Origin of the sequence: Colwellia sp. RE-S-Sl-9 (genome assembly GCF_048296855.1) — a bacterium.
GTDB lineage: Bacteria > Pseudomonadota > Gammaproteobacteria > Enterobacterales > Alteromonadaceae > Pseudocolwellia.
The window spans coordinates 1167591-1193266 of the sequence record NZ_CP182631.1; the positions used below are offsets into that span (position 1 = coordinate 1167591).

Annotated in this window: 23 protein-coding genes; 11 read left to right on the plus strand and 12 right to left on the minus strand. The window is 35.8% G+C overall.

The window, feature by feature from the left end; all coding sequences use genetic code 11:
• Positions 1-78: 78 nt before the first annotated feature.
• From ACM9HF_RS05040 to ACM9HF_RS05060, 5 genes are all read left to right on the plus strand, one after another.
• On the plus strand, positions 79-531 hold the full coding sequence (locus ACM9HF_RS05040) for a hypothetical protein (protein WP_473615035.1): 453 nt from the start codon (positions 79-81) through the stop codon (positions 529-531).
• 222 nt (positions 532-753) lie between these two features.
• Entirely contained in the window at positions 754-1053 is a 300-nt protein-coding gene (locus ACM9HF_RS05045; protein ID WP_077338389.1) for a hypothetical protein, read from the plus strand.
• A gap of 110 nt (positions 1054-1163) precedes the next feature.
• On the plus strand, positions 1164-1763 hold the full coding sequence (locus ACM9HF_RS05050; protein ID WP_473615040.1) for a uracil-DNA glycosylase family protein: 600 nt from the start codon (positions 1164-1166) through the stop codon (positions 1761-1763).
• 99 nt (positions 1764-1862) lie between these two features.
• The gene (locus ACM9HF_RS05055) at positions 1863-2273 is read left to right on the plus strand and encodes a VF530 family protein (protein WP_076419147.1); all 411 of its coding nucleotides are present in this window, start codon (positions 1863-1865) and stop codon (positions 2271-2273) included.
• 466 nt (positions 2274-2739) lie between these two features.
• Entirely contained in the window at positions 2740-3624 is an 885-nt protein-coding gene (locus tag ACM9HF_RS05060) for a phytanoyl-CoA dioxygenase family protein (RefSeq protein WP_473615044.1), read from the plus strand.
• A gap of 22 nt (positions 3625-3646) precedes the next feature.
• On the opposite strand, the gene ACM9HF_RS05065 is transcribed toward ACM9HF_RS05060, so the two are convergent.
• Positions 3647-4558 (minus strand): CPBP family intramembrane glutamic endopeptidase, encoded by a 912-nt coding sequence (locus ACM9HF_RS05065; protein WP_473615048.1) that lies wholly within the window; start codon positions 4556-4558, stop codon positions 3647-3649.
• A gap of 510 nt (positions 4559-5068) precedes the next feature.
• On the opposite strand from ACM9HF_RS05065, the gene ACM9HF_RS05070 reads away from it, so the two are divergent.
• Positions 5069-6001 (plus strand): exopolyphosphatase, encoded by a 933-nt coding sequence (locus ACM9HF_RS05070; protein WP_473615052.1) that lies wholly within the window; start codon positions 5069-5071, stop codon positions 5999-6001.
• Positions 6002-6134: 133 nt separating this feature from the next.
• Here the strand turns inward: ACM9HF_RS05070 and ACM9HF_RS05075 are convergent, their stop codons facing one another.
• Entirely contained in the window at positions 6135-6881 is a 747-nt protein-coding gene (locus tag ACM9HF_RS05075) for a DUF1194 domain-containing protein (RefSeq protein WP_473615056.1), read from the minus strand.
• A 353-nt stretch (positions 6882-7234) separates the two neighbouring features.
• Here ACM9HF_RS05075 and ACM9HF_RS05080 point away from each other — a divergent pair, with 353 nt between their 5' ends.
• Positions 7235-7825: a zf-TFIIB domain-containing protein gene (locus ACM9HF_RS05080; protein WP_473615059.1), complete on the plus strand. Its 591-nt coding sequence runs from the start codon at positions 7235-7237 to the stop codon at positions 7823-7825.
• A gap of 932 nt (positions 7826-8757) precedes the next feature.
• Here ACM9HF_RS05080 and ACM9HF_RS05085 read toward each other — a convergent pair.
• Entirely contained in the window at positions 8758-9411 is a 654-nt protein-coding gene (locus ACM9HF_RS05085; protein ID WP_473615063.1) for a hypothetical protein, read from the minus strand.
• Positions 9412-9860: 449 nt separating this feature from the next.
• Here ACM9HF_RS05085 and ACM9HF_RS05090 point away from each other — a divergent pair, with 449 nt between their 5' ends.
• Entirely contained in the window at positions 9861-10373 is a 513-nt protein-coding gene (locus ACM9HF_RS05090; protein WP_473615066.1) for a hypothetical protein, read from the plus strand.
• A gap of 145 nt (positions 10374-10518) precedes the next feature.
• Here the strand turns inward: ACM9HF_RS05090 and sucD are convergent, their stop codons facing one another.
• The 8 genes from sucD to sdhC form a co-directional block, all read right to left on the minus strand.
• Positions 10519-11391: a succinate--CoA ligase subunit alpha gene (gene sucD, locus ACM9HF_RS05095; RefSeq protein ID WP_473615069.1), complete on the minus strand. Its 873-nt coding sequence runs from the start codon at positions 11389-11391 to the stop codon at positions 10519-10521.
• A complete protein-coding gene (sucC, locus tag ACM9HF_RS05100; RefSeq protein WP_473615072.1) occupies positions 11391-12557 on the minus strand; it encodes an ADP-forming succinate--CoA ligase subunit beta in 1167 nt (388 codons plus the stop codon). Before sucC ends, sucD begins: the two co-directional genes overlap by 1 nt.
• A gap of 213 nt (positions 12558-12770) precedes the next feature.
• Complete coding sequence (gene odhB / locus ACM9HF_RS05105) at positions 12771-14240, minus strand: 2-oxoglutarate dehydrogenase complex dihydrolipoyllysine-residue succinyltransferase (protein WP_473615075.1); 1470 nt, start codon at positions 14238-14240, stop codon at positions 12771-12773.
• A gap of 27 nt (positions 14241-14267) precedes the next feature.
• Positions 14268-17072: a 2-oxoglutarate dehydrogenase E1 component gene (sucA, locus tag ACM9HF_RS05110; RefSeq protein WP_473615078.1), complete on the minus strand. Its 2805-nt coding sequence runs from the start codon at positions 17070-17072 to the stop codon at positions 14268-14270.
• 254 nt (positions 17073-17326) lie between these two features.
• Positions 17327-18037 (minus strand): succinate dehydrogenase iron-sulfur subunit, encoded by a 711-nt coding sequence (locus tag ACM9HF_RS05115; RefSeq protein ID WP_473615081.1) that lies wholly within the window; start codon positions 18035-18037, stop codon positions 17327-17329.
• A gap of 11 nt (positions 18038-18048) precedes the next feature.
• Positions 18049-19815, minus strand: a complete 1767-nt coding sequence (gene sdhA, locus ACM9HF_RS05120; RefSeq protein WP_473615085.1) for a succinate dehydrogenase flavoprotein subunit — start codon at positions 19813-19815, stop codon at positions 18049-18051.
• A complete protein-coding gene (gene sdhD / locus ACM9HF_RS05125) occupies positions 19816-20163 on the minus strand; it encodes a succinate dehydrogenase, hydrophobic membrane anchor protein (protein WP_473615088.1) in 348 nt (115 codons plus the stop codon). It abuts the gene before it with no gap.
• A complete protein-coding gene (gene sdhC, locus ACM9HF_RS05130) occupies positions 20157-20531 on the minus strand; it encodes a succinate dehydrogenase, cytochrome b556 subunit (RefSeq protein ID WP_076419160.1) in 375 nt (124 codons plus the stop codon). The genes sdhD and sdhC overlap by 7 nt, the downstream gene beginning before the upstream one ends.
• A gap of 401 nt (positions 20532-20932) precedes the next feature.
• Here sdhC and ACM9HF_RS05135 point away from each other — a divergent pair, with 401 nt between their 5' ends.
• Both ACM9HF_RS05135 and tcdA read left to right on the plus strand, forming a co-directional pair.
• Complete coding sequence (locus ACM9HF_RS05135) at positions 20933-22219, plus strand: citrate synthase (RefSeq protein WP_473615094.1); 1287 nt, start codon at positions 20933-20935, stop codon at positions 22217-22219.
• Positions 22220-22708: 489 nt separating this feature from the next.
• Positions 22709-23506, plus strand: coding sequence for a tRNA cyclic N6-threonylcarbamoyladenosine(37) synthase TcdA (gene tcdA, locus ACM9HF_RS05140; protein WP_473615097.1), 798 nt, complete (start codon positions 22709-22711; stop codon positions 23504-23506).
• Here tcdA and ACM9HF_RS05145 read toward each other — a convergent pair.
• On the minus strand, positions 23503-25182 hold the full coding sequence (locus ACM9HF_RS05145) for a SufS family cysteine desulfurase (protein ID WP_473615101.1): 1680 nt from the start codon (positions 25180-25182) through the stop codon (positions 23503-23505). The two genes, tcdA and ACM9HF_RS05145, sit on opposite strands and share 4 nt — an antisense overlap.
• Before the next feature lie 160 nt (positions 25183-25342).
• Between ACM9HF_RS05145 and ACM9HF_RS05150 the strand changes: the two genes are divergently transcribed.
• Positions 25343-25522, plus strand: a complete 180-nt coding sequence (locus ACM9HF_RS05150; protein ID WP_473615104.1) for a hypothetical protein — start codon at positions 25343-25345, stop codon at positions 25520-25522.
• Positions 25523-25676 lie beyond the last annotated feature (154 nt).

Sequence of the window (25676 nt, forward strand, 5' to 3'; positions counted from 1 at the left end):
CTGTAATTAAAGTCGCTTTTCAATATTTTGTGAAAACGATACAATTAACATAACAACATGGATTTTCAGGCGATTGGAATGCAAAATATTTTATTTATTTTACTGTTAACATATAGTTATTGTACTTCGGCAACCACAATTTATAAGTGTGAGGTGGGTGACTCTACCGTTTTCAGCCAAACGCCCTGCGATGATAACAATACCCAAATTCACGTTGATGAAACTCAGTCGTATCAATCAAACAACCAACTCCCAACAGACAATAATTCCAATTCATCAACTAACACACAAAATTACCTTGTAGATAAAAAGATCAATAGAACGTCTAAAAAAATAGAAAGTTTAACAATAAAAATGAATAAAGAGCTTAAGCTATTAGAAACAAAATCTCTGTATACAAGTAACAATCGAGCAGGAGCAATATACAAACAGGCCTTATCTAACGAAATGCTCGCCACATCAAATAAATACAAAGCACTCATTAATGTTGAACAAAATAAACTTAAAATATTACAAAATAAAATCAATTAATTTAGATACTAATAGCAAATAATTACTTTAATAAATAATAAAATCAAAGCCTTTTAATTCACTATTAAAGGGCTTTTTTATTCCTACTAAAGACACTAAACATTCCTTTATGAATATATTTAAAAATAAAAACACAGTGTCATAATATTGTAATATTAATGTGTTAGCTAAAACCCGACTCCCTTGCTACTATTATATGGTATTAAGAAATAGGAGAAAAAAATGTATAAACGTATGTTAACCATGGTTGCTGTTTTAAGTTTTAGCCAAGTTGCTGTAGCAGACAAAGCAGAAATATTTAAATGCATTGACTCTAAATCGCTTACTGTTCAAGAAGAGTGTGTTGCTAATACTTTCGCACAAGATAGTTTTAATGATAATTTTTATTCTCAAATAGCAGAAAAAGCCTACGAGCCAAGTAACGATGCTTTTGCTTCAATCACTTATTATCCAAAACTCAACTTAATTGAAGTTAAGTCTATGGAACCTAAAAGTAAAACAACCTTAATCGCTAGCCGATAATACTTTTTGGGGAATACATTCTAAAGCTATTCCCCAAATTAGTTATTTTACTCTCCTCATAAATTGTTATAAATTTATCATATCCCTTTGTAAATAAAGTGCTTTGTACTTTGAATAACAACTCAGAAAATAACAATAATATCAATCAACTTCTGCGTAGTATTAAGTCGTGTACCTTATGTAAAAACGACCTTCCCCTTAACCCTTTACCTATTTTACAAGCAAGTAATAACAGTAAAATACTTATCGCAGGTCAAGCTCCAGGAATAGTCACTCACGAAAAAGGGATTCCTTTTAACGACAAAAGCGGTGAAAGATTACGTAAATGGTTGGATGTAACTGAAGAACAATTTTACAATCCCGAACTATTTGCCATTATTCCTATAGGGTTTTGTTATCCAGGAACAGGTAAATCAGGCGATTTACCGCCATTACCACTCTGTGCTAAAACATGGCGGTCAACGTTAATGAATGAACTCAGCCATATTCAACTCACTATCATTCTAGGAAAACACGCAACTAAGTGGCACTTAAACCGTAACGAATCGATCACTGAGTTAGCGTCTCAATGGCAAACCTTACTCACTAAACAACAATTAGTGCTGCCTCACCCTAGCCCGCGTAATAATATTTGGTTGAAAAAAAACGAATGGTTTGAAACTGATGTGCTTCCAAAGTTGCAATTGATGGTACAAAAAATACTTGCTTAATAAAGGTTACTTAATAAAAACTATCTATACGCTTGCAGGAAATTTATAATAACAAATTATATAAATACACTCTTTAATAATGTTACCAAAAGGCCGCCCATGACAACTGAAAACCCATACCACAATAACCCTCTTCACGGCCTAAAACTAGAAACCTTATTAAATGAGATTGTTGACCAATACGGGTTCGACTTACTTGACGCCTACTTAAACATTAACTGTTTTAGAAAAAATCCAAGTATTGCTTCAAGCATTAAATTTTTGAAGAAAACAGATTGGGCACGTGAAAAAGTAGAAGCCTTTTATTTATATCAATACAAAGGCCTACCAAAAGCTGACGACGAACAATTTCAACTTCCGCCACGAGCACGTATTGTTCCTGCCGATCAAAAAACCAAAGAACCTGCTGATTTAAGCTTTGAAGATGCTGAACGCTTACGCGCTAAAAAAGCAATAAAAACACGAGAAAGAGCAGCAAGCAAAGGTAACCCTTGGGCGAATGTAAAATAAATTTCAGAGTAAATTTACGTACATACCTAAAATAAAAACTCACGATAATTTCGTTATTTAAATAACGTGAGTTTATTTTCTCTCTCTGCTTGCCCTGTTCACTAAATATGAATTATTCTCAGTGATGGTTTCTATTTTATTTAATTGCTCTACTTCACACTATACCCGTTACCACTCAAGAGGCTATTTCAGAGCACTTGAGCGATATCAATTCAAGACAATGCTTTGTAATAATGGTCGTTCCCTTATAAAAAGCATTAACACAGAAGTGATTTTGCTCAAGCGCTTCTTCGATGGGTCTAAAAACAACATAAAATTATTTTTATATTAGAGCGAGTTGATGTTATCCAAATTAACTTCTATGTACTATTTTATGGTAATTATGTGTTATTTTTAATTTTATCTTAATGATACATTTACACAGTTTGAATAATGATAAAAATATGTACCTAAGAGGAAAATAATAATGGCTCAACAAGATCTAGCAAGCTATAACCATCAAGTATCAGATATTTTTAAAAAAGCAGTTAACGAATCAGACTATGCACCGTTTTCATTAAGCAAAGAACAAATTGAGCATTTTGAAAAATACGGCTATGTAAGCGATATAAAAATATTGGATGAAGAGCAAGTTGATATATTGCGCGCAGAACTTGACCAAATAAGGGAGCCTAACCACCCTGGTCGCGAGTTGTTTTATGAATACCATGGTAATCAGTCGACAGATCCTAATACAGTACTATTTCATTCTTTAGGCCATTGGAGAATTACACCAGGTTTTCACGATGCCCTATGGAATCCAGCCTTTGTTAAACCGGCAAGCCAATTATTGGGAGATAAGGCCATTCGTATGTGGCACGACCAACTTTTTTGTAAACCAGCTAACCATGGTGGCGTAGTTGCTTGGCATCAAGACTACTCATACTGGATAAGAACAGTACCAATGCAACATCTTACATGTTGGATTGCCCTAGACGATGCAGACACCGAAAACGGATGTTTAAACTATGTGCCAGGAAGTCATCGCTGGGGCTTATTAAATAGGCTAGAACTAGGTGGTGAAATGGATGCTATATTTGAACAGTTAACCGATGAACAACGCGAGCAAATAAAACCTGAACCTATGGTATTAAAAAAAGGACATGCGTGTTTCCATCATCCACTCATGTTACATGGCTCTTTTGAAAACAAATCGCAACGAAGTCGTCGAGCTATGGTATTAAATGTTTTTGCTGACGGAACAATGAGTAATACCGATGAAACCATGCTACGTGGTACAGATATAAAAATAAGCAAAGGCCAACCACTTAATAATCGCTATTTCCCTCTGCTTTATAAAGGTACTAAATAACCATTCAATTAGTGGGGTTAGGTTATTTAAGTAAAGGGTAAGTAAACAAACTTAAATGAATAAAGTTTAAAACAAAATGCCCTAAAATGGCGTAAGTTATTTTACCTGTAACGTGATAAATAAAACCATATAGCACACCTGCTAATGTAGCAACTAATACATAAGCTAAACCTCCAGCGAAGTGTGCAACACCAAATAAAATACTCGCAATAAACAAACCTGCTATAGGGTTAAAATATGTTGCGAGTTTTTGTTGAATAACTCCCCTGAAAAACACCTCTTCAATCACACATGTCAGCAATAAGTTATTTAAAGCAAAGAGCCACCACCACCTAGGAATATTGGGTTCAAACTGTATTAACCTTATAACGCTAGCTAGCGTAAAAATAACAATAAATCCTACAACAATAAGTAAACACAACTGAAAAATACCCACCCTTTCGCAATAATAGGGCTTTACATTAGGCTGCAAAATAGTAGGCACCATTAACAACAACGCGAATAAAATCATCGGTTTGTCTAAATTTAAATACAAAGTAAAGTCAGAGCTATTAATACTCTTATTCACCTTATCTAACACCAATAAATTATTAAAACCCGGTAATAAATGCGCGGCTAATCCAATACACAATATAATAACTAGGCTGGTAAGTATTACCTTAACCCAATAGTGGGTATTTTTATTTGCCGCAAACGCTAAGCTAAATAAAACAGCGATCACACCAATTCCCACTAAATTTATCGAATTCAATAAAAAAGACGATATTAAAGTAATAGCTATACCAAACCATGCCACTTTAGGTTTAATAAAAACACTAAAAATACTAATAAATAGCAATAACCAAGGTATGATTTGTGGATAAAGCAACGTTGAAAATTGAGACGACACTTCAGAAGTTAAGAGTGCGGAAGGTAAAAAATCAGTATTAAACATAATTGCAGATAGCTAATAAACTCAATATATAAATTATCATAACTTAGTAACGAATAATAAGTGTAAACATCTATTCATCTTTTATACCCATAACCATTCAAGATTCAGGTTTCAGTGTAACTAAAAATAATTTAAGCACAGATTTTATATTCCAAAAAAAATCTAAGGTCTACACCCATGTAGGAACGTGACTAAAGTTAATAACGAAGCATAAATGGTTTTTAGCCCCATCGAAAAAGCCCTTGAGAAGAATCACTTAATCAACAGTGCCTTGAATTGATATCGCTCAAGAGAGCTGAAATACGTATATTGAGCGGTAACGAGTATATATTTACTATTTTTTGTAAGCTTAAACATCAAAATACAATAATGATTAAACAAACTTTAAACAAAAAGTCATTTATTTAAACTTAAATGAGATTTCCCCTAATTAATTTACTTTTATTATGCTTAAATAAAGAATGTGTCGTATTAAATAACAAACAACAAAATATCTAATGGAGATAATTAATGTCGGATAATAAAAAATACCGTTTAGTAACCCGTAGTGATTTCGATGGATTAGTTTGTGCCATACTACTCAAACATATTAACTTGGTTGACGATATTCTCTTTGTTCATCCCAAAGATATGCAAGACGGTAAAATTGAAGTTGGAGCAAACGATATTTCAACCAATTTACCTTATGTTGACGGTGTACATATTGCTTTTGATCATCACCACAGTGAAACCATTCGTAACGGTAAAAAAGACAATCATATAATCGATCCAGATGCTCCTTCAGCCGCACGTGTAGTTTACGATTACTACGGTGGCTTAGAAGCTTTCCCTACAAGCTGGACAGATATGATGGAAGCCGTTGATAAAGGTGATTCTGCACAATTTAACATGGAAGAAGTATTACATGCTAAACGTTGGGAGTTACTTAACTTCATCATGGACTCGCGCACAGGCTTAGGTCGTTTCAGAGACTTTCGTATTTCAAACTACGAACTTATGATGAACTTAATCGACTTTGGTAAAGACCACAATATTGACGAATTACTCGCACTGCCTGATGTTAAAGAACGCACAGACTTATACTTTGAGCACGAAGAGAAATTTAAAGAACAAATTAAGCGTTGTGCCACAGTGCACGGTAACTTAGTTGTTTTAGATTTAAGAGAAGAAGAAGTTATTTATTCAGGTAACCGTTTTGTTATTTACGCTCTATTTCCGCAATGTAATATTTCAATCCATGTTATGTGGGGTCTTAAAAAACAAAATACGGTATTTGCTACCGGTAAATCTATTTTTGATCGCAGTTCAAAAACCAATGTTGGCGAGCTAATGCTTAAATACAATGGTGGTGGACACAATGCCGCAGGTACATGTCAGGTTCCACATGCTGAAAACGAAGCATGCCTTGCAGACTTAATTAAAACAATTAACGCTGATGGCTAGTTATTAGCTACATTTCATAACATTGTACTTTGAATAAAACTAGATAGGTTGAATGTGAACTACAGTGGATCAATGAACTAAGAATACTTGCTTTTGATGCAAGTATTCTTAAACATATAATATGCTATATCAACTACGCTTTTTTACGAAGTCTAGCCAATACTAAAAATGATAAAGCCATAATACCTAGAGTTGCAGGTTCAGACACAGAAGTACTTGTTTCACGTTGCAGTTTATTAATAACAGCAGTTTCAAAATCACCAAAGGTATTTGCAACATTAACAAAAGCACCAGGGCCACCAATTACATTATTAGTATAGTAATTTGATATACTTGAACTACCAATAGCTAAACCATTAATAGTTATACCGTTACTTACCGCATTATCTCTAGCAGCTTGATCTAAAGATGCAGAACTAGTTCCGTCACCTGATACATCAATTAAAGAACGTGTTGCTGTAAATCCGTTATTAATCATTAAGTCTACCGCTCTATTTACACCAGTGTAGATAGAAGTACCGCCACCACCAGGTCTTACAAAAGCATCTAGAACATCCGCAAATGCGTTAGCGTCAGCTATAGTGTTTAATACTACAAAAGTATCTAAAGATGTACTAAAGAAATTTGAAGAGAAAAACACAGCATTTACTGCAATACCATTTACGCTATTAGCAATATTATTTTGTACTGTCGCATTACGGAATGCAGCTGCGTAACCATCCATTTGTAAATTATATTCTGAAGTGCTTACACTACCAGAGACATCAATAGTTAATGATAACTCTACATCAATTATAGTTGCATTAGCATTTGGTAAGACAAATGCGAATGCCATTAAAGAGCTACATATTATTTTTTTTAATTGGGAGCCTATGTTCATAATGAATCCATCCTATTTTACGTGTTGAGTTTTTTTAAAGTGTTTGATTTTTTTCGTTACATTACCGTTAAATTATTGTAACAATAAGTTTAAAAGCAAAAACTAAACCATAAAAATAACCTTATAAAAATCAATAATTAAAAGAATATACATATAAATCTTTATAATAAGTGTAAAATAATCTGACAATTGCATTGCAGATTATGTATTTATATTTAAGAAATAAAACGTTATATACAGGCAATCAATTTGTTATTTTCCAATAGTAAATATATTTTTGACCACTGTTTAAAAATATAAATATGTTATGACATAACACAATTAAAAAATCATAAAGGTAAATAAGGACATTTATGGCTGAATCTCAATGCTCGTCTTGCAAACATATTGTTAAAGCAACAATCCGTCATTGCCCTATGTGTAATGGGAGTATGAAAGCGATTCAAAAATCGGCACTAAAAACATGCCCTCGCTGTACCACAAAGTTAGATGAATACATTTACCGAGACCACGAGCTCGATAAATGTAATACCTGCGAAGGAATATGGCTACAGCCAGATGAATTCTCAGTACTCACCTCTGAGTTTGATGTTTATAGAGACGACAACAGCAACCCGTTATACCAGCGCCCCGGTTTGCCCGCATCAGAAAACTACCTACCTTGTGCTAACTGTAAAAAAATAATGTCTCGTCGTAATTTCAAATCTATATCTGGCGTGCTTATAGACTCGTGTATTAACTGCGGTATCTGGTTAGACAAAGGTGAGTTAGAATTTATTAGAAACTTTGTAGCCAGTGGTGGCTTAGATAAATCACAAGACAATAAATTAGTGAAACATGAACTACAAATTGAAGCATTAGATGATCGTATTTCGGATGTTGAGTTGATGCAAAAAATGCTAAATAAATATAATTTGAAAAGAATATTCTTTAAAGGGTTTTGATCTTTCATTTAGTCAAACATCTATTCAAATATGTTTGACTAAATCCTAACTAATTATAGTAGATACGCGCTCAATCATTTAATAAACACTCTAAACCCAAGGTTACTTTACCTAATAGCCTATTGTCGCGGTGGCGACGACACCCAAAGGGAGTCTGCCTCCGGCCTCCCCTTGGAACCCCACGGAGCCCTAACTCAGCGACAACTGAAATGATAATTTTGCAGTTATCGATTCCTGTCGAATGCTCGTCACTGCGCGACGTCAGTTACAGCCATCTATGGCTGTAATCGAATAACAGCTATTAAAAATTATAATTTCAACGCTGAGATAGGAATAGGTGCACGCTGAACTAATCAGAAAACATTAAAGTTTTAGGTCATCTGATAAATAAAAGTCACACAAAGAAATGAGTAAATTAGCTCTGGCGGTAAGCTTAAATAATAGAAATTGAATAAAAGAGAAAACTAAGATGAGAAATATACAACTGGCTATAAGTGCTTTAAAAATGTCTGAGTGAGAAATAAATATCAGCTATTACTGGCAGTACGCCAGTAAAGTTAAGTGACATGGATTATATTCAGGATGAACGGTAACATGCGATGCCATGGATGGCAAAGAACGCAGTGCGTTCTGTACATTAACTAGATATATTCATTCTCAGGAAGAAATACATTTTTCAGCAGCGCCATGGAGTCCAGAGGGGGAATGTATTTTAACGCGTCGTCCCTTCCTTTTTTGGGCGCCGTCACACTGCGACAATAAAATATTCAGATTTAAGCCAAAACTAATGCTTAAATATTTCATCAGTTTTAATTATATTATTTAAAAGATATCTAGAGTTTGATATTACTTTATTTTTAAGAGGATCTAACTGATTAATTAATCCATCAAGGGACTCGTTAGTATCAGCCATAGTTATTGAATTACATACCTTAAAAAAAAACATAAATGTTACTTTTCAATTCAATAAATATATTAAATATTTCATCGGAAAAATAATTTTTAATATAAAATTCTATTTCTGGCTGCATATTGGCCATTTTATTTTTAATACTTTCATTCATTTCTTTTAACTTATCTTTATTTTCAATCTCGCAAATTTTAACTATTTGATATTGTTCAAAGTAGAGATTCATTAGCTTACAAATACTTATATAAACAGTTTTTTTTACGTCACGTAAAACTTCGTGATTTTTTAATTGTTTTTCATGTTCTATATCAGTTTTTTGCCGTTGTGCTTCTTTTGCTGCAAGGTATTTGACCTTTTTTGTTTCATTTATAATAAGTTTTGCGTGTCTTCTCGATTGAAAACAATTAGCAATCCAGGTTATTACCGCTGTACTCAAAACAGCAGCAAAAATAGTAAGATATAAATGTAACGGTATTGTGTATTCGGTGGGAAGTAGCAAATTATCTGTTTTTTGAGCAATATACTGTTTTAGTAACTTTTGATTTGAAATATCATTATTTTTCAATAAATTTAACTCTAAAGTTAAATTTTTTATACTATTACTGAACTCAATGTAGCTATGCTCCTCGAGTTGACTAATTTCAATATCCTTTTGCTTTTGTGTTGTAGACTGCATATTAACTCGTAAAAATTATTCAATAATAATCTAATATAACTCATTATTAATGTATAAAATAACAAAAACCGCCTTATCTATTAGATAGACAAGTTTTTATTAAGAACGACTGTTTGCAATCAAAAGCTAATTACCAAGCTGTTTTCTCTTTAAGTGTTTTACCGATATCTGCAAAAGAACGAACAATTTCAAGGCTTCTCTAGATTACTAGCGACATTCATAATTGTCGCTATTTAAATATGATTAGCTATAAGGCAAATCTTTGCCGCATCAACCTGCCCATCCCCCCTTAAGCAAACAATTTGTACCTAAACTTGCCCTAACACCAACTACAAAACTATCTCCAAGCATCTAATTTAAAAGGCTTATCACAGATACAAACATTGGCACATACTCTGCTAAATAATCATCATGTAAATAAAGAATTAAAAAATTTAAGGACACTTATTATGATGATTACCAATATAGATTATGCCAGCATAGTAGAAAAGGCTCGTGCAAATGGCGCGAGTAATGTTGATTTTGGTAAAAGTGTACAGCCAGTAGAAGCGATAAAAGGCCAACAAGACACGGTGACCTTATCAAAACAAGCTTTAGCATTAATGAATGGCGATAATACTAATACTGAAGAAGCCGCTCCTACCTATATAAAACCTGAAACAGCAAGCTCGTTATTAGCACAGAGTAAAACTGAGTCAGGAGATGCTGAAGAGCAAGAAAAAAGCACGAACTTTTCTGAAGTTATGCAAAAAATATTAGATCAACGTACAGGCGTTGATCGCAAAAAGCTTGAAGAAATAAACGCTATGATAGAAGAAATAGCAAACAACGAAGATATGAGCCCAGAAGAAAAAGAAAAGACAATGGAAATGCTAGAAAAAATGAAAGAAGAAATCATTGAAGAAAGTATAGAGCTACAAAAAGTGGCTAAGCAAACAGATAAACCTGAAAACGAGGTTTAGTTCGAGTCTAGTTTATTGAGAGTATATAACTGTAAAAAAACCCGTTTTATCTATTAGATAAAGCGGGTTTTTACATACAGGCTATATTGTGTCGTTATGGCATGAATACCAAAGTACAACACAAATACAAATTAGCAGCGTTAGCTTACCAACCTGTTTTCTCTTTAAGTGCACTGCCGATATCAGCTAAAGAACGAACAGTTTTAACACCTGCCGCTTCTAATGCTGCAAATTTCTCATCAGCTGTACCTTTACCACCAGCGATAATCGCGCCAGCGTGACCCATACGCTTACCTTCTGGTGCAGTAACACCAGCAATGTAAGATACAACAGGTTTAGTAACGTTAGCTTTGATGTATTCTGCAGCTTCTTCTTCAGCTGTTCCACCAATTTCACCAATCATTACGATTGCTTCAGTTTGCGGATCGTTTTGGAACATTTCTAAAACGTCGATGAAGTTAGTACCTGGAATTGGATCACCACCGATACCTACACAAGTAGATTGGCCGAAACCAGCATCAGTTGTTTGCTTAACCGCTTCATAAGTTAATGTACCTGAACGAGATACAATACCTACTTTACCTGGCTTGTGGATATGACCAGGCATAATACCAATTTTAGTTTCGCCTGGAGTGATAACACCTGGACAGTTAGGTCCAATCATGCGAACGCCAGATTGATCAAGCTTAGCTTTAACGTCAACCATATCTAAAGTTGGAATACCTTCAGTGATAGTAACAATAAGCTCGATGCCAGCATCAATAGCTTCTAAAATTGCATCTTTACAGAAAGGAGCAGGAACATAGATAACTGTAGCTGTTGCGCCAGTTGCTTCTACTGCATCACGTACTGTGTTAAATACTGGAAGGCCTAAATGCGTTTGACCGCCTTTACCTGGGCTTACGCCACCAACCATTTGTGTACCGTATTCAAGTGCTTGTTCTGAATGGAATGTACCTTGACCACCAGTGAAACCTTGACAGATTACTTTAGTATCTTTGTTAATTAAGACAGACATTATTTGCCCTCCGCAGCTGCTACAACTTTAGTCGCTGCATCAGTTAATGACTCAGCAGCAATGATATCTAAGCCAGAATTTTTAAGAACTTCACGACCTAATTCAGCATTAGTACCTTCTAAACGTACAACTACTGGTACTTTAACGCCTACTTCTTTAACTGCACCAATAATACCTTCAGCGATCATGTCACAACGAACAATACCACCAAAGATGTTAACTAAAACAGCTTTAACGTTATCGTCAGAAAGGATGATTTTGAATGCTTCAGAAACACGTTCTTTAGTCGCCCCGCCACCAACATCTAGGAAGTTAGCTGGCTTGCCACCGTGTAAATTAACGATATCCATTGTACCCATTGCTAGGCCGGCACCGTTAACCATACAACCTACGTTACCATCTAATGCTACGTAGTTTAATTCGAATTTAGCTGCATGTGCTTCACGCTCATCTTCTTGAGATGGATCGTGGAAGTCACGCATTTTAGGTTGACGGTATAAAGCGTTACCATCAATACCAATTTTACCATCTAAACAGTGAAGGTTACCTTCGTCAGTAATTACTAACGGGTTGATTTCTAATAATGCGAAATCAAAATCTTCAAACATTTTAGCAAGACCTAAAAAGATCTTAACAAATTGCTTCATTTGTGTAGGATTTAAACCTAATTTAAAACCTAATTCACGTGCTTGGTACGGTTGAGCACCTACAAGTGGATCAATTTCAGCTTGGTGAATTAACTCAGGCGTTTCTTCAGCAATCTTTTCAATGTCAACACCACCTTCAGTAGAAGCCATGAATACAACTTTACGACTTGCACGGTCAACAACAGCACCTAGGTATAATTCGTTAGCAATATCAGTACAGCTTTCTACTAAAATTTTTGCTACCGGTTGGCCTTTCTCATCTGTTTGGTATGTAACTAAGTTTTTACCTAACCAGTTTTGAGCAAAGTCTTTAATTTCTTGCTTAGATTTAACTAGCTTTACACCGCCAGCTTTACCACGTCCACCAGCGTGAACTTGAGTTTTAACAACCCACATATCGCCGCCAATTTTATCAGCAGCTTCGGCAGCTTCTTGAGCGGTATCGCAAGCGAAACCTTCAGAAACTGGTAAACCATATTCAGCGAATAATTGTTTCGCTTGATACTCATGCAAATTCATGGTGTTTTATCCATTTATCTGTAAATGATGACAACCGTTCCATATTTTCCCTCATAAAAAATATGCACCGCTGTCAGTAAAAATCCGGTCAGATTATAGTACAAAAGCTCTATAGACGGTAGTCTAAAGAGCTATTCGTAAGAATTATAATCGATATAAATACTGGTTATAAATGTTTATTATAAACGTACATTTTTATACAAAACTTTGTTATTAAACGTCTAAAAGAAGTCTTGCAGGATCTTCTAGCAACTCTTTAATAGTTACTAAGAATCCAACAGATTCTTTACCGTCAATTAAACGATGATCGTACGATAGTGCTAAGTACATCATTGGTAATATTTCAACTTTACCGTCAACAGCCATTGGGCGATCTTGGATTTTGTGCATACCTAAAATTGCCGCTTGCGGTAAATTTAAGATAGGCGTTGAAATAAGAGAACCAAATACACCACCGTTAGTGATAGTAAAGTTACCGCCTTGCATTTCAGCCATGGTTAACTTGCCGTCACGACCTTTAATCGCTAAGTCACGAATACCATTTTCGATACCCGCCATGCTTAGTTGATCGGCATCGCGTAATACAGGAGTTACTAAACCACGAGGAGTAGATACAGCAATACTTATATCAAAATAGTTGTGATAAACAATATCATCACCGTCAATTGATGCATTAACTGCTGGGTAACGTTTTAATGCTTCATTTACTGCTTTTACGTAGAAAGACATAAAGCCTAAACGCGTGTCATGGGCTTTTTCAAATAAGTCTTTATATTGTTTACGTAAATCCATAATTGGCTTCATGTTAACTTCGTTAAACGTAGTTAACATTGCCGTTGAGTTTTTAGCTTCAAGTAAACGAGTTGCAATAGTTTTACGTAGACGAGTCATAGGTACACGTTTTTGAGTACGTTCACCTAAGTCTTGTGCTACCGGAGCTGCTGCTTTAGGAGCTACTGGAGCGGCGGCTGGTTTGTTAGCTGCTGCTTCAACGTCTTCTTTAGAAATACGTCCGCCTTTACCAGAACCCACTACATCTGCTGCTGTAAGACCTTTTTCAGTCATTAAACGACGTACTGATGGACTTGCTAATTCATCATTGCTGATCGCTTCTTCTTTAGATTCAGTTACGATTGCTTTTGCGCCGGCATTAAGTTCACCAATTTTTTGGTTTCCTAATACTGTGTCGCCTTCAGCGTGGATAATTTTACCAATTACGCCATTGTCTTGAGCTACAACTTCTAATACCACTTTATCTGTTTCGATATCAACTAAGTTTTGATCCATAGTTACGGTATCACCTTCAGCAACATGCCAACCAGCTACTGTTGCATCTGCTACGGACTCAGGCAATACAGGTACAACAATATCAATTACGTTAACTGTGTCGCTTGCTGGAGCTGAAGATGCACTTGCTGCTGGAGCTGGAGCACTATCAGATGCTGCACCTTCAGACAAAATACCAATAACTTGTGAGCCTAGTACAGTTGAGCCTTCAGCTTCTGATATTGATGTTATTACACCATCAGATAAGGCTTGTACTTCAAGTACAACTTTATCTGTTTCGATGTCTACTAACACTTGATCGCGTGTAACTTTATCACCTACTTGTACATGCCAAGTAGCTACTGTTGCATCTGCAACTGATTCAGGTAAAACGGGAACCTTAATTTCGGTTGTCATTTATTTTATTCCTTAACAAAAACTAGTCTATTCAACATTTAGCGCGTCATGGACTAGCGCTTGTTGCTCTTTAACATGAACTGACATATAACCTACAGCAGGTGCTGCTGAAGCCTTACGGCCGGCATATATCAAATTAGTACCTTGAGGTATTACTGCTCTAAAATGATGCTGTGAACAATACCAAGCACCTTGGTTTTGTGGCTCTTCTTGACACCAAACAAAGTCTTTAGCATTTTCATATTTTGCAATTTCAGCTTTAAGATCTTTCTCAGGGAAAGGATAAAGCTGCTCTACACGCACAATAGCAACATTAGTTTGTTCGTTTTTACGACGTAGTTCTAATAATTCGTAATAAACTTTACCACTACAAAATACGACTCTTTCAACATCTTTCGGTTCTATTTCATCAACTTCACCGATTACGTTATGAAATACACCTGTAGAAAGCTCTTCTAATGAAGAAACCGCTAATGGGTGACGTAATAGTGATTTTGGTGACATAACAATAAGTGGACGACGCATAGGACGAACAACTTGACGACGAAGCATGTTAAATACTTGAGCAGGTGTAGATGGTACACAAACTTGCATATTATGATCAGCACACAATTGTAAGAAGCGCTCTAATCGAGCAGATGAATGCTCTGGACCTTGACCTTCATAACCATGAGGAAGCAACATAGTAAGACCACATAAGCGCCCCCACTTTTGCTCACCTGAACTTATAAATTGGTCAAACACTACTTGTGCACAGTTAGCAAAATCACCAAATTGTGCTTCCCAAATAGTTAAGCCTGCAGGTTCAGCCGTTGTATAACCATATTCAAAAGCTAATACTGATACTTCAGATAATACCGAGTCATGAACATCAAAAGGACCTTGTCCTTCACGTATGTTTTGTAACGGTAAATATTGACTTTGATCTGCTTGATTGTGTAATACGGCATGACGATGAAAGAATGTACCCCGTCCTGAATCTTGCCCAGTCAAACGAACACGCTGACCAGAATCAACAATAGAAGCATACGCTAAGTTTTCAGCCATACCCCAATCAAGTAATTTTTCACCTGAAGCCATTTTAACGCGGTCATCATAAATTTTCTGAACACGACCATGCACTTTATGTTCTGCTGGAAATGTTGAAATTTTAACCGCAAGTTCTTTTAACTTACTAAGAGAAATCTCTTTTTCGTAATCATCATCCCATTCATGACCTAAATATGGAGTCCAATCTACAGAATGTGCTGTCATTGGACGCCATTGTTCTACGGTACACTGACCTTCATCTAGTAGTTTACGGTAGTAGGCTGTCATTTCGTCAGACTTTGCTTTTGAAACAGTAGCTTCAGCGGCAAGTTTGTCTGCGTATAATTGACGCGGAGTAGGATGTTTTTTGACTTTTTTATACATCAACGGTTGAGTTGCACTAGGCTCATCAGCTTCGTTGTGTCCGTGACGACGGTAACAAACTAAGTCGATTACTACATCACGTTTAAATTCGTTACGGTAATCTAATGCAATTTGCGTTGCTAAAATTACAGCTTCTGGATCATCACCATTCACATGTAAAATTGGCGCTGAAACCATTTTAGCAATTTCCGTACAGTATTCACCGCTACGTGTATCTTGTGGGTTCGACGTTGTAAAACCTACTTGGTTATTAACAACAATACGTATTGTACCGCCCACTTTAAATGCGCGCGCCTGCGACATATTAAAGGTTTCTTGTACAACCCCTTGACCAGCAATAGCAGAGTCACCATGAATAGTAATAGGTAATACTAAATCACCTTGGCTACAGTTACGGCGATCTAAACGAGCGCGTACAGAACCAATAACTACAGGATTAACAATTTCAAGATGAGATGGGTTAAATGCTAATGCCAAATGAACATTACCTGATGGGGTAACAAAGTCAGATGAATAACCTTGATGATATTTAACATCACCAGAAGATAATATTTCATCATGCTTGCCGCCAAACTCATCAAATAATTTAGACGGATTTTTACCCATAACATTCACAAGAACGTTTAAGCGCCCTCTGTGCGCCATACCTATAACAACTTCTTTAGCACCTGCAGTACCTGCACGAGTAATAAGTTCTTTAAGCATAGGAACTAGTGCATCTCCCCCCTCTAACGAGAAGCGTTTTGCACCTGGAAATTTAGCTCCTAAGTATTTTTCTAGGCCATCTGCAGCAATCAAACCTTTAAGAATTTCTTCTTTTTCAGCAACCGTTAATACAGGTTTAGATTGAACTGACTCTAAACGATTTTGTAACCAACGTTTTTCGTCTGTTGAAGTGATATGCATATATTCAGCACCAATAGAACCACAATACGTAGTTTTAAGGGCTTTATATAAGTCGCCTAGCTTCATTGAATCTTGACCAATCGCAAATGATCCAACATTGTAATCTTTGTCAAAGTCGTTTTCTGATAAGTCATGGTGAGATAATTGTAAATCTCGCACTTTATCACGCTGCCATAAACCTAATGGATCGAGGTTTGCATTTTGATGGCCACGAAAACGGAACGCATTGATCAGTTGTAAAACTTTAACTTGTTTGGCGTCACCACCACTTGAAACAACTACCGTTTTACTGGGCTGTTTAGCTAAAGCTTTAAATTCGTCGCGAATTTCAGAATGTCTGTATTCAACATCTGAACCTTCAACTTTCGGAAGTTGTTGGAAAATTTCTCGCCATTCTGCAGAGACAGATTGTGAGTTATCCAGATAAGATTCGTATAATTCTTCAATATAAGCGGCGTTAGCGCCACTTAAATGGGAAGACTCTATCCAAGCCTTCATTGCACCTTCGGGCATTGCCTGTTCCTTTACTGGGATAAAAGCAATAAAACACATCGTAACTTTTTAACTTTCAATACGCTTATCAACGCGATGGGATAAATAAAATAAAGTTGATTTTATTTATCCCTTTGTGCTTTTAAACGAAATAACAAATGTTAAGCCGTTACACCAATCGTAAACTTTTCATTTACAATAGCAGAATATTACAATAATACCCTGCCATTTAGGAAATGAATTACATTTATAAATAAATGAAATTTATAAATGAATTAAACCGCTCGCGAAAGCAACATAGACTTTATATGCCCTATCGCTTTCGTTGGGTTTAAACCTTTTGGACATACATCAACACAGTTCATGATCCCGTGACAACGAAATACACTGTATGCATCTTGTAAACCATCTAAACGTTCTTCGGTCGCTGTATCACGGCTATCAATTAAAAATCGATAAGCATGTAACAAACCCGCTGGACCGATGAACTTATCAGGGTTCCACCAAAATGACGGACAAGAAGTTGAACAACACGCACATAAAATACATTCGTATAGCCCATCTAAATGTTCACGCTCTTCGATAGATTGTAGATGTTCTCTTGCTGGAACTTCTTTACCATCATTGATTAAATATGGCTTAACTTTTTCATACTGATTATAAAATTGAGTCATATCAATAATTAAATCACGTACTACAGGTAAACCAGGTAAAGGTCTTAGCACTATTTTATTTGCTGGTATATCTGATAACGGCGTGATACAAGCTAGGCCATTTTTACCATTCATATTTAAACCATCACTACCACAAACACCTTCACGGCATGAGCGACGGAATGATAAACTTGGATCTTGCTCTTTAAGTAAAATTAAAGCGTCTAGTACCATCATATCTGAACCATCAGGAATTTCTAACTCGTAGTCCTTCATATATGGTGCATTGTCTACATCAGGGTTATAACGGTAAATTGAAAATATCTGTTTCATCAAAATATTCCTTAGTAAACACGAGCTTTAGGTGGGAAAGCTTCACGGTGAACTGGACTCATATTAACTGAACGTTTTGTCATATCTTCTGTGTTAGGAGAGTAAATTGAATGACATAACCAGTTTTCATCATCACGTTCTGTGAAATCTTGACGAGCATGAGCACCACGAGATTCAGTTCTGAAGTTAGCTGCTTTAGCGCTACAGAATGCTGTTTCCATTAAGTTATCAAGCTCTAAACATTCAATACGTTGTGTATTAAAGTCTGAAGATTTATCACTTAAATGAGCATTTTGTAAACGTTCACGGATTTCAGTTAATTCCTTCATACCTTCAGCCATAGCTTCACCTTCGCGGAATACCGAGAAGTTAAGTTGCATACATTGCTGTAGGTCTTTACGAATTTGAACTGGATCTTCACCACTTGTAGATGATTCCCAACGATTAGTACGAGCAAGAGAAGCTTCTAAATCAGATTCTGAAGCATCATTTAATTTTTCAGATTCAGCTAAGTACTTACCTAAGTAATTACCCGCAGCACGACCAAACACAACTAAATCAAGTAATGAATTACCGCCTAAACGGTTAGCTCCATGAACTGATACACAAGCAATTTCACCAACAGCAAATAAACCTTCAACTAAGGTTTCAGTGCCATCAGCAGCAATGTTTAATGCTTGACCATTAACGTTACATGGTACACCACCCATTTGGTAATGACATGTAGGTATAACTGGAATTGGTTCTTCAGCAGGGTCAACATGAGCGAATGTTTTAGATAAATCACAAACACCAGGTAAACGTTGGTTTAATGTTTCACGACCTAAGTGATCTAGTTTTAACTTAATATGTGGACCCCAAGGACCGTCACAACCACGACCTTCACGAATTTCAGTCATCATTGAACGAGCAACAACATCACGGCCTGCAAGATCTTTCGCGTTAGGTGCATAGCGTTCCATGAAACGTTCACCATCTTTATTCAGAAGGTAACCACCTTCACCACGACAACCTTCAGTAACTAGTACACCGGCACCGGCTATACCTGTAGGATGGAACTGCCACATTTCCATATCTTGCATTTGTACGCCAGCACGAAGCGACATACCAACACCGTCACCTGTATTGATGTGAGCATTAGTTGTTGAAGCAAAGATACGACCCGCACCACCTGTTGCTAGAACAGTAGCACGAGCTTTAAAGTAAACCACTTCACCTGTTTCAATACATATAGCCGTTGCACCTACAACTGCACCATCAGCATTTTTAACAAGATCTAGTGCATACCATTCTGAGTATACGTTGGTTTTGTTTTTAACATTTTGTTGATACAAACAATGAAGTAAAGCATGGCCAGTACGGTCTGCTGCTGCTGCTGTGCGAGCTGCTTGTTCTCCACCAAAGTTTTTAGATTGACCACCGAATGGACGTTGGTAAATTTTACCTTCTTCCGTACGAGAAAAAGGTAAACCCATTTTCTCTAATTCGATAATTGATTCTGGACCAGTTTTACACATGTATTCAATTGCGTCTTGGTCACCAATATAATCAGAACCTTTAACCGTATCGTACATGTGTTGTTCCCAATGATCTTCATGCGCGTTACCTAACGCAACAGTAATACCACCTTGCGCTGAAACCGTATGAGAACGAGTAGGAAAAACTTTAGAGATAAGAGCACAAGATTTACCTGACTCTGTGATTGCTAATGCAGCGCGCATACCCGCACCGCCTGCGCCAATTACTATGGCGTCAAATTCACGAACTGGAACGCTCATTTATACACCCCATACTATGATGAATCCCGCAGCAAGATAAACAAGCAACGTGATTGAAAAAACAAATTGTAATGATCCACGAAGAAAAGCGGGTTTAACGTAGTCAGATAAAACCTGCCATACACCAATCCAAGCGTGAACGACTAATGCAATAATTGCTAATAACGTAAATATTTTCACGCTCATACATGAAAATAAATCATGCCAAACGTTAAACGTTACTTCTGGGGTAATAAGAAAGAAACCAGCTAAAAAGAATGTATATAAAGCAAGAATAATTGCGCTTGCTCTTAATAATATAAAATCGTGTACGCCGCTACGGCCTACTGTTGCTGCATTATTTACCATAACCAAACTCCTACTACAACAGTTAATACAAGCCATAAAACCATAATTAATTTAGCAGTCATATTACCTGATGCTAATTCTTCAAAATGGCCTAAGTCCATTAACAAATGACGAATACCACCTAGGAGGTGATAAATCAAAGCAGATAGAATACCTAAAAGGATAAACTTGAAGATAAAACCATCAAGTAGAGCTTGAAGTTGAGAAAAATCTTCAGCAGAAGATAATGATAGAGAAAGTGTCCACAATAATATGCCAATAGCAAAAACCATAATGACACCAGATATACGGTGTAGTATGGAAGCATTTGCAGCAGGATGCATTTTAATTGTAGTTAGATCTAGGTTTACAGGACGTTGTTTTTTCACGATTGTTGCCTAAGGAGCTCTTAGAGCTTTCAACTTGTTTTCTTTGCCACGTTAATCATTGTTATAACATGACCCCCCGTCGATCTTAGTTAATGTTTTATAATTTAGCTAAAAAGCCTGTAATTACCGAACATTAATTAAGAGCTGATTGATTATATAGACGATAATAATGAATTACAATTTTCTTAATTTAGCATTTTATTGCTATTTTAAAGGCTTGTGACTAAATTTTAAGCATATTTAATTTTTTGAGCATTATATGACCAACATCAATTTTACCTATTCACAATTGAATTGACTTACTAGGGGTGTTATGAAGTAGAATACGGTCAGTTTTATATTCACCAAAACTGACTAAATCTTAGTTTTTTCAGATAACGAATTTAATAGGGGATGAACATATGGCTGAATCAAAGGCCTCTCTAAGTATTAACGGCAAAGAAGTTGCTGAACTACCGATCCTTAAAGGTAGTGCAGGAAACGACGTAATAGACATCCGAACGTTGGGCGCTAGTGGTTATTTTACCTACGATCCTGGCTTTTTAGCCACCGCCTCTTGTGAATCATCAATTACTTTTATCGATGGCGGTAAAGGCGTATTACAACACCGTGGTTATCCTATTGCTAATCTTGCTAAAGATGCTGATTACCTTGAAGTTTGTTATATATTGCTAAACGGTGTAGCACCTTCTAAAAGCGAATACGATGATTTCGTAAACGTAATTACTAACCACACATTAGTACACGAAAAATTAGTACAATTCTTCCATGGCTTCTTACCTGATGCTCATCCAATGGCTATGCTTTGTGGAGTTGTAGGTGCCCTTTCATCTTTCTATCACGATGATTTAGATATTACAGATCCTGCGCAACGCATGCGTTGTGCACACCGTTTAATTGCTAAAATGCCAACTATCGCGGCAATGGCATATAAATATAATATGGGCCAACCTTTCGTATATCCGCGTAACGAATTATCGTATGCAGAAAACTTCTTACACATGATGTTTTCAGTACCTGCGGAAGAATACAATGTTAACCCTGTTGCTGCTAAAGCGATGGATCGTATATTTACACTTCATGCTGACCATGAGCAAAACGCTTCTACGTCAACAGTACGTTTGGCGGGCTCTTCAGGGGCTAACCCTTATGCATGTATTGCAGCAGGTGTTGCTTCTTTATGGGGTCCTGCACATGGTGGCGCAAACGAAGCCTGTTTAACTATGCTTGAAAAAATCGGCGATGTATCACGCGTAGATGAGTTTGTTGCTAAAGCTAAAGATAAATCAGATCCGTTCCGCTTAATGGGCTTTGGACATCGTGTTTACAAAAACTTTGATCCTCGTGCTACCGTAATGCGTGAAACATGTCATGAAGTATTACAAGAATTAGGTATTCAAGATCCGCTTTTAGATGTTGCTATGGCATTAGAAAAAGTAGCTTTAGAAGACCCGTACTTTATTGAGAAAAAGCTTTACCCAAATGTTGATTTTTACTCAGGTATTATATTGAAAGCATTAGGAATTCCTTCAAGTATGTTCACTGTAATTTTTGCAATGTCTCGTACTGTTGGTTGGATTGCTCATTGGGAAGAAATGTTATCTCAACCGGGACAAAAAATTGGTCGTCCTCGTCAATTATATACAGGCGAAATCGATAGAGAATTTGTTCCATTAAAAGGTAAATAAATCATTTTTCGATTTAAAAAGGCAGCATTAGCTGCCTTTTTTATGTCTTAAATTTAAGGATAATTATTCATATTTGCTTTTTTCATAGTAAAAAAATTAGAGTTTTAGCTCTTTTTATATTTATAGCTTTGATATTTACTATTCACAAACTAAATATCATCTGGATAAAAATCACCTTAAACAGGTTAGATCAACGCTTAACAAAATGATTTTATTTTTATAAATTTTGTTAATCTATAAATTATTTAAAACAAGGTGACTCAAGCTACCGTAACAGTTAAACAGGTCAAACATGAAAACTGGTATATTTTTTCTGTATAGCCCATTAATTATCATAAATTAAATAAATATTGATAATCACTTAAAAAAATACTTTTTTAAAAATATAAGCAAAATAGACATAAATTCTCCTCTGCTTTTAATTCACATCACTGCTTTATGGTTTACAGACTGATATAATTACTCTCTTTTTATTTTAGTTCTCTATGTATGTCTGATTATCAACTTAGGTTTGGCGGAATTAACCGCCTGTATGGCAATAATGGCTCTCAAATCCTTCAAGACTCACACTTTTGTGTTATTGGCATTGGTGGCGTAGGCTCTTGGGCTGCTGAAGCATTAGCACGTAACGGCGTAGGCGAAATAACACTGATTGATTTAGATGATATTTGCATAACAAATGTAAACCGCCAAATACATGCTTTAACCCATACGGTTGGTTTAAGTAAAGTCGAAGTAATGAACGACAGAATTAAAGCAATCAACCCTGATTGCAAAGTACATTTAGTAGAAGATTTTGTAACGCCTGATAATTTATTTGATTTACTCCTGTCAACTTTTGACTACGTTATTGACGCTATAGACTCTGTAAATGTGAAAACTAAACTTATTGCTCACTGTAAACGTAATAAATTACCTATTATTACTATTGGTGGCGCAGGTGGTCAGATAGATCCAACTCAAATTCAAATTTGTGACTTAAGCCAAACCTACCAAGATCCGTTATTAGCAAAAGTAAGAAATCAACTACGTCGAGAGCATAGTTTTTCAAGAAATGTGAAACGCAAGTTTTCAATTGATGCAGTATTTTCTACCGAGCAGTTGGTGTACCCAGATAATGAAGGAAATGTTTGCCACCAAAAGCCAGAAGCTAATGGGGCAATGAAATTAGATTGCAGTGGCGGGTTTGGATCTACAACTCATGTTACTGCAACTTTCGCTTTTTTTGCAGTAAGTAGAGCCATTCAAAAGTTAATCCGTAAAAAGTCAACTAAAGAGCAAAGCTAGCTACTGACGGTACTTTTTATCTTATCAACAATCGCAATAAGTCCATTCGCTCTTGATGGACTTAAATGCTGAATTAACCCTAGTTCATCAAAATAGCTATCTATATCAAACGCTAAAATATTTTCTACTGTTTTGTTATTGTAAGCAGCTAAAATGATAGTAAGTAAACCTCGTATGACTTTAGCATCGCTATCTGCGTAAAATTGATATATCCCCTGCTCTACGGTATGAATTAACCAAGCTTTGCTTTCACAGCCTTGAACTAGGTGTGTATCCGTTAATTGTTCTTCCGGTAAACGGGAATGTGCTTTACCTAGTAGCATGATTTCACGATGTCGGCTATCCCACCCTTTTAGCCTTGAAAACTTATCGATAATTGTCTGGCTATCCATAACGCTATTTATGGCATTACCGTAAATGACATGACTATTATCAACGCCTGCTATTTTTTCTTGCTCTGAAGCATTGATCAACTCTTTAATAGTATTAATGAACTGATCCACTTCCTCAAAAGTATTATAAGCAGTAAGGGCTATACGAATGCAGCCTTCATATTGTAAGTACTCCATTAAAGGCATTGCACAATGATGACCCGATCTAACCGCTATATTATTGGCATCTAAAAAGCTTGCTACATCATGATTATGGTGATGAGCTACCGTAAATGAAAAAAGTGGAATACTTGGGGCTTCATCCGTTATAAACGATACTGAATCGATAGCCTGCAGTTTTCCGTAGCAGTAATTGAGTAAACTATTTTCATATTCAATAATAGCCTTCATACTTTGTGTTAATATGAAATTAATCGCTGTAGCAAACGCAATAACTCCCGCGATATTAGGTGTACCCGCTTCAAATTTAAAAGGAAGAGTATTGTAGGTAGTTTTAGAAAAGCTAACGCTTGATATCATCTCTCCTCCACCTTGATATGGAGGCATTTTCTCTAAAAGAGCTCGTTTCCCATACAGCACACCAACACCTGTTGGACCGTACATTTTATGAGCTGAAAATACATAAAAATCACAATCTAGCGCTTGTACATCAACCATCTCGTGAGCAATAGCTTGTGCGCCATCAACAATAGAAATGATATTATTCTTTTTACACAGCTCGATAATGTCGTTAATAGGATTTATTTTGCCTATTACATTAGAAATATGAGCAAAACTGACTACTTTGGTTTTAGGTGAAATGAGTGATTTAAGTGCTTTTGTATCAATAATTCCGGTTTTAGTTAAAGGCACAACCTTTATTATAGCTGATTTTTTTTCAGCTATAATTTGCCACGGTACTATATTTGCGTGATGTTCACTTTGAGAAAGAATGATTTCGTCACCTGAATTAATGACTAAATCTCCTAAGCTATTCGCTAATAAGTTAATACTTTCTGTTGTGCCCTTCGTCCATATAATTTCTTCAATATAACGAGCATTAATAAATTGCTGAACAGAGCCTCTAGCATTTTCAAATGCAGATGTTGATATTGAACTAAGTTGATGAGATGCACGATGAACATTCGCATTATATTCTTGATAATACTCTTGGTATTTATCAATAACACACTGAGGTTTTTGTGTAGTTGCGGCATTATCAAAGTAAATAAGTTCTGAATTATTTAACTTATTTTTTAATAAAGGGAACTGCGTACGAAATTTTTCAACGTTAAAAGACTGCATTAAATAAAATAACTTATTTATATAATAATATTGAAATAATTATAACTGATAATTGCCTCAGATTTATACCCTTTACCATTCATGAACATGGTTTCATCATATTGATTGGTAAAGGGGATATACAGTATGTTTAAAACAATCGCGACTAATAGGCAATGTTATGAAACTGTATTCTTGGTATGACAAAAGCTCACAATATTTTCAAAATAATGAAAGTATTGAATCTCATGTTGAAAAGCCTCAAGTAGATAACACTAAAGTAAAAACGCCGGTTTCAAACAGAATAAAAACAACTCATTCAAAAACAACTTTTTCAGCATTCCAAAAAGGCTATTCTTAACACAACACTTATTAAAGAACATAGTTAAAACGGCTAATAAACACTGTCCTACGGATCCGTTTAAATGCTTATTGCTCATTGTTGTAAGGAATTTATGGAACAATGAGCAACAAGCATTTAATTCGAACAAAATTAAAACATGAAAGATCAACAG

What these genes read in the sequence shown, in the direction of transcription:
- ACM9HF_RS05085 (WP_473615063.1), bottom strand. Translation starts at nt 9,411, where the DNA reads ATGCAGTCTACAACACAAAAGCAAAAGGATATTGAAATTAGTCAACTC.
- ACM9HF_RS05115 (WP_473615081.1), bottom strand. Translation starts at nt 18,037, where the DNA reads ATGAAACAGATATTTTCAATTTACCGTTATAACCCTGATGTAGACAAT.
- ACM9HF_RS05045 (WP_077338389.1), top strand. Translation starts at nt 754, where the DNA reads ATGTATAAACGTATGTTAACCATGGTTGCTGTTTTAAGTTTTAGCCAA.
- sucC (WP_473615072.1), bottom strand. Translation starts at nt 12,557, where the DNA reads ATGAATTTGCATGAGTATCAAGCGAAACAATTATTCGCTGAATATGGT.
- ACM9HF_RS05150 (WP_473615104.1), top strand. Translation starts at nt 25,343, where the DNA reads ATGAAACTGTATTCTTGGTATGACAAAAGCTCACAATATTTTCAAAAT.
- ACM9HF_RS05055 (WP_076419147.1), top strand. Translation starts at nt 1,863, where the DNA reads ATGACAACTGAAAACCCATACCACAATAACCCTCTTCACGGCCTAAAA.
- ACM9HF_RS05075 (WP_473615056.1), bottom strand. Translation starts at nt 6,881, where the DNA reads ATGAACATAGGCTCCCAATTAAAAAAAATAATATGTAGCTCTTTAATG.
- ACM9HF_RS05065 (WP_473615048.1), bottom strand. Translation starts at nt 4,558, where the DNA reads ATGTTTAATACTGATTTTTTACCTTCCGCACTCTTAACTTCTGAAGTG.
- sucA (WP_473615078.1), bottom strand. Translation starts at nt 17,072, where the DNA reads ATGCCCGAAGGTGCAATGAAGGCTTGGATAGAGTCTTCCCATTTAAGT.
- ACM9HF_RS05135 (WP_473615094.1), top strand. Translation starts at nt 20,933, where the DNA reads ATGGCTGAATCAAAGGCCTCTCTAAGTATTAACGGCAAAGAAGTTGCT.
- ACM9HF_RS05070 (WP_473615052.1), top strand. Translation starts at nt 5,069, where the DNA reads ATGTCGGATAATAAAAAATACCGTTTAGTAACCCGTAGTGATTTCGAT.
- tcdA (WP_473615097.1), top strand. Translation starts at nt 22,709, where the DNA reads ATGTCTGATTATCAACTTAGGTTTGGCGGAATTAACCGCCTGTATGGC.
- sdhD (WP_473615088.1), bottom strand. Translation starts at nt 20,163, where the DNA reads ATGGTAAATAATGCAGCAACAGTAGGCCGTAGCGGCGTACACGATTTT.
- ACM9HF_RS05080 (WP_473615059.1), top strand. Translation starts at nt 7,235, where the DNA reads ATGGCTGAATCTCAATGCTCGTCTTGCAAACATATTGTTAAAGCAACA.
- sdhA (WP_473615085.1), bottom strand. Translation starts at nt 19,815, where the DNA reads ATGAGCGTTCCAGTTCGTGAATTTGACGCCATAGTAATTGGCGCAGGC.
- ACM9HF_RS05145 (WP_473615101.1), bottom strand. Translation starts at nt 25,182, where the DNA reads ATGCAGTCTTTTAACGTTGAAAAATTTCGTACGCAGTTCCCTTTATTA.
- ACM9HF_RS05060 (WP_473615044.1), top strand. Translation starts at nt 2,740, where the DNA reads ATGGCTCAACAAGATCTAGCAAGCTATAACCATCAAGTATCAGATATT.
- ACM9HF_RS05040 (WP_473615035.1), top strand. Translation starts at nt 79, where the DNA reads ATGCAAAATATTTTATTTATTTTACTGTTAACATATAGTTATTGTACT.
- odhB (WP_473615075.1), bottom strand. Translation starts at nt 14,240, where the DNA reads ATGACAACCGAAATTAAGGTTCCCGTTTTACCTGAATCAGTTGCAGAT.
- sucD (WP_473615069.1), bottom strand. Translation starts at nt 11,391, where the DNA reads ATGTCTGTCTTAATTAACAAAGATACTAAAGTAATCTGTCAAGGTTTC.
- ACM9HF_RS05090 (WP_473615066.1), top strand. Translation starts at nt 9,861, where the DNA reads ATGATGATTACCAATATAGATTATGCCAGCATAGTAGAAAAGGCTCGT.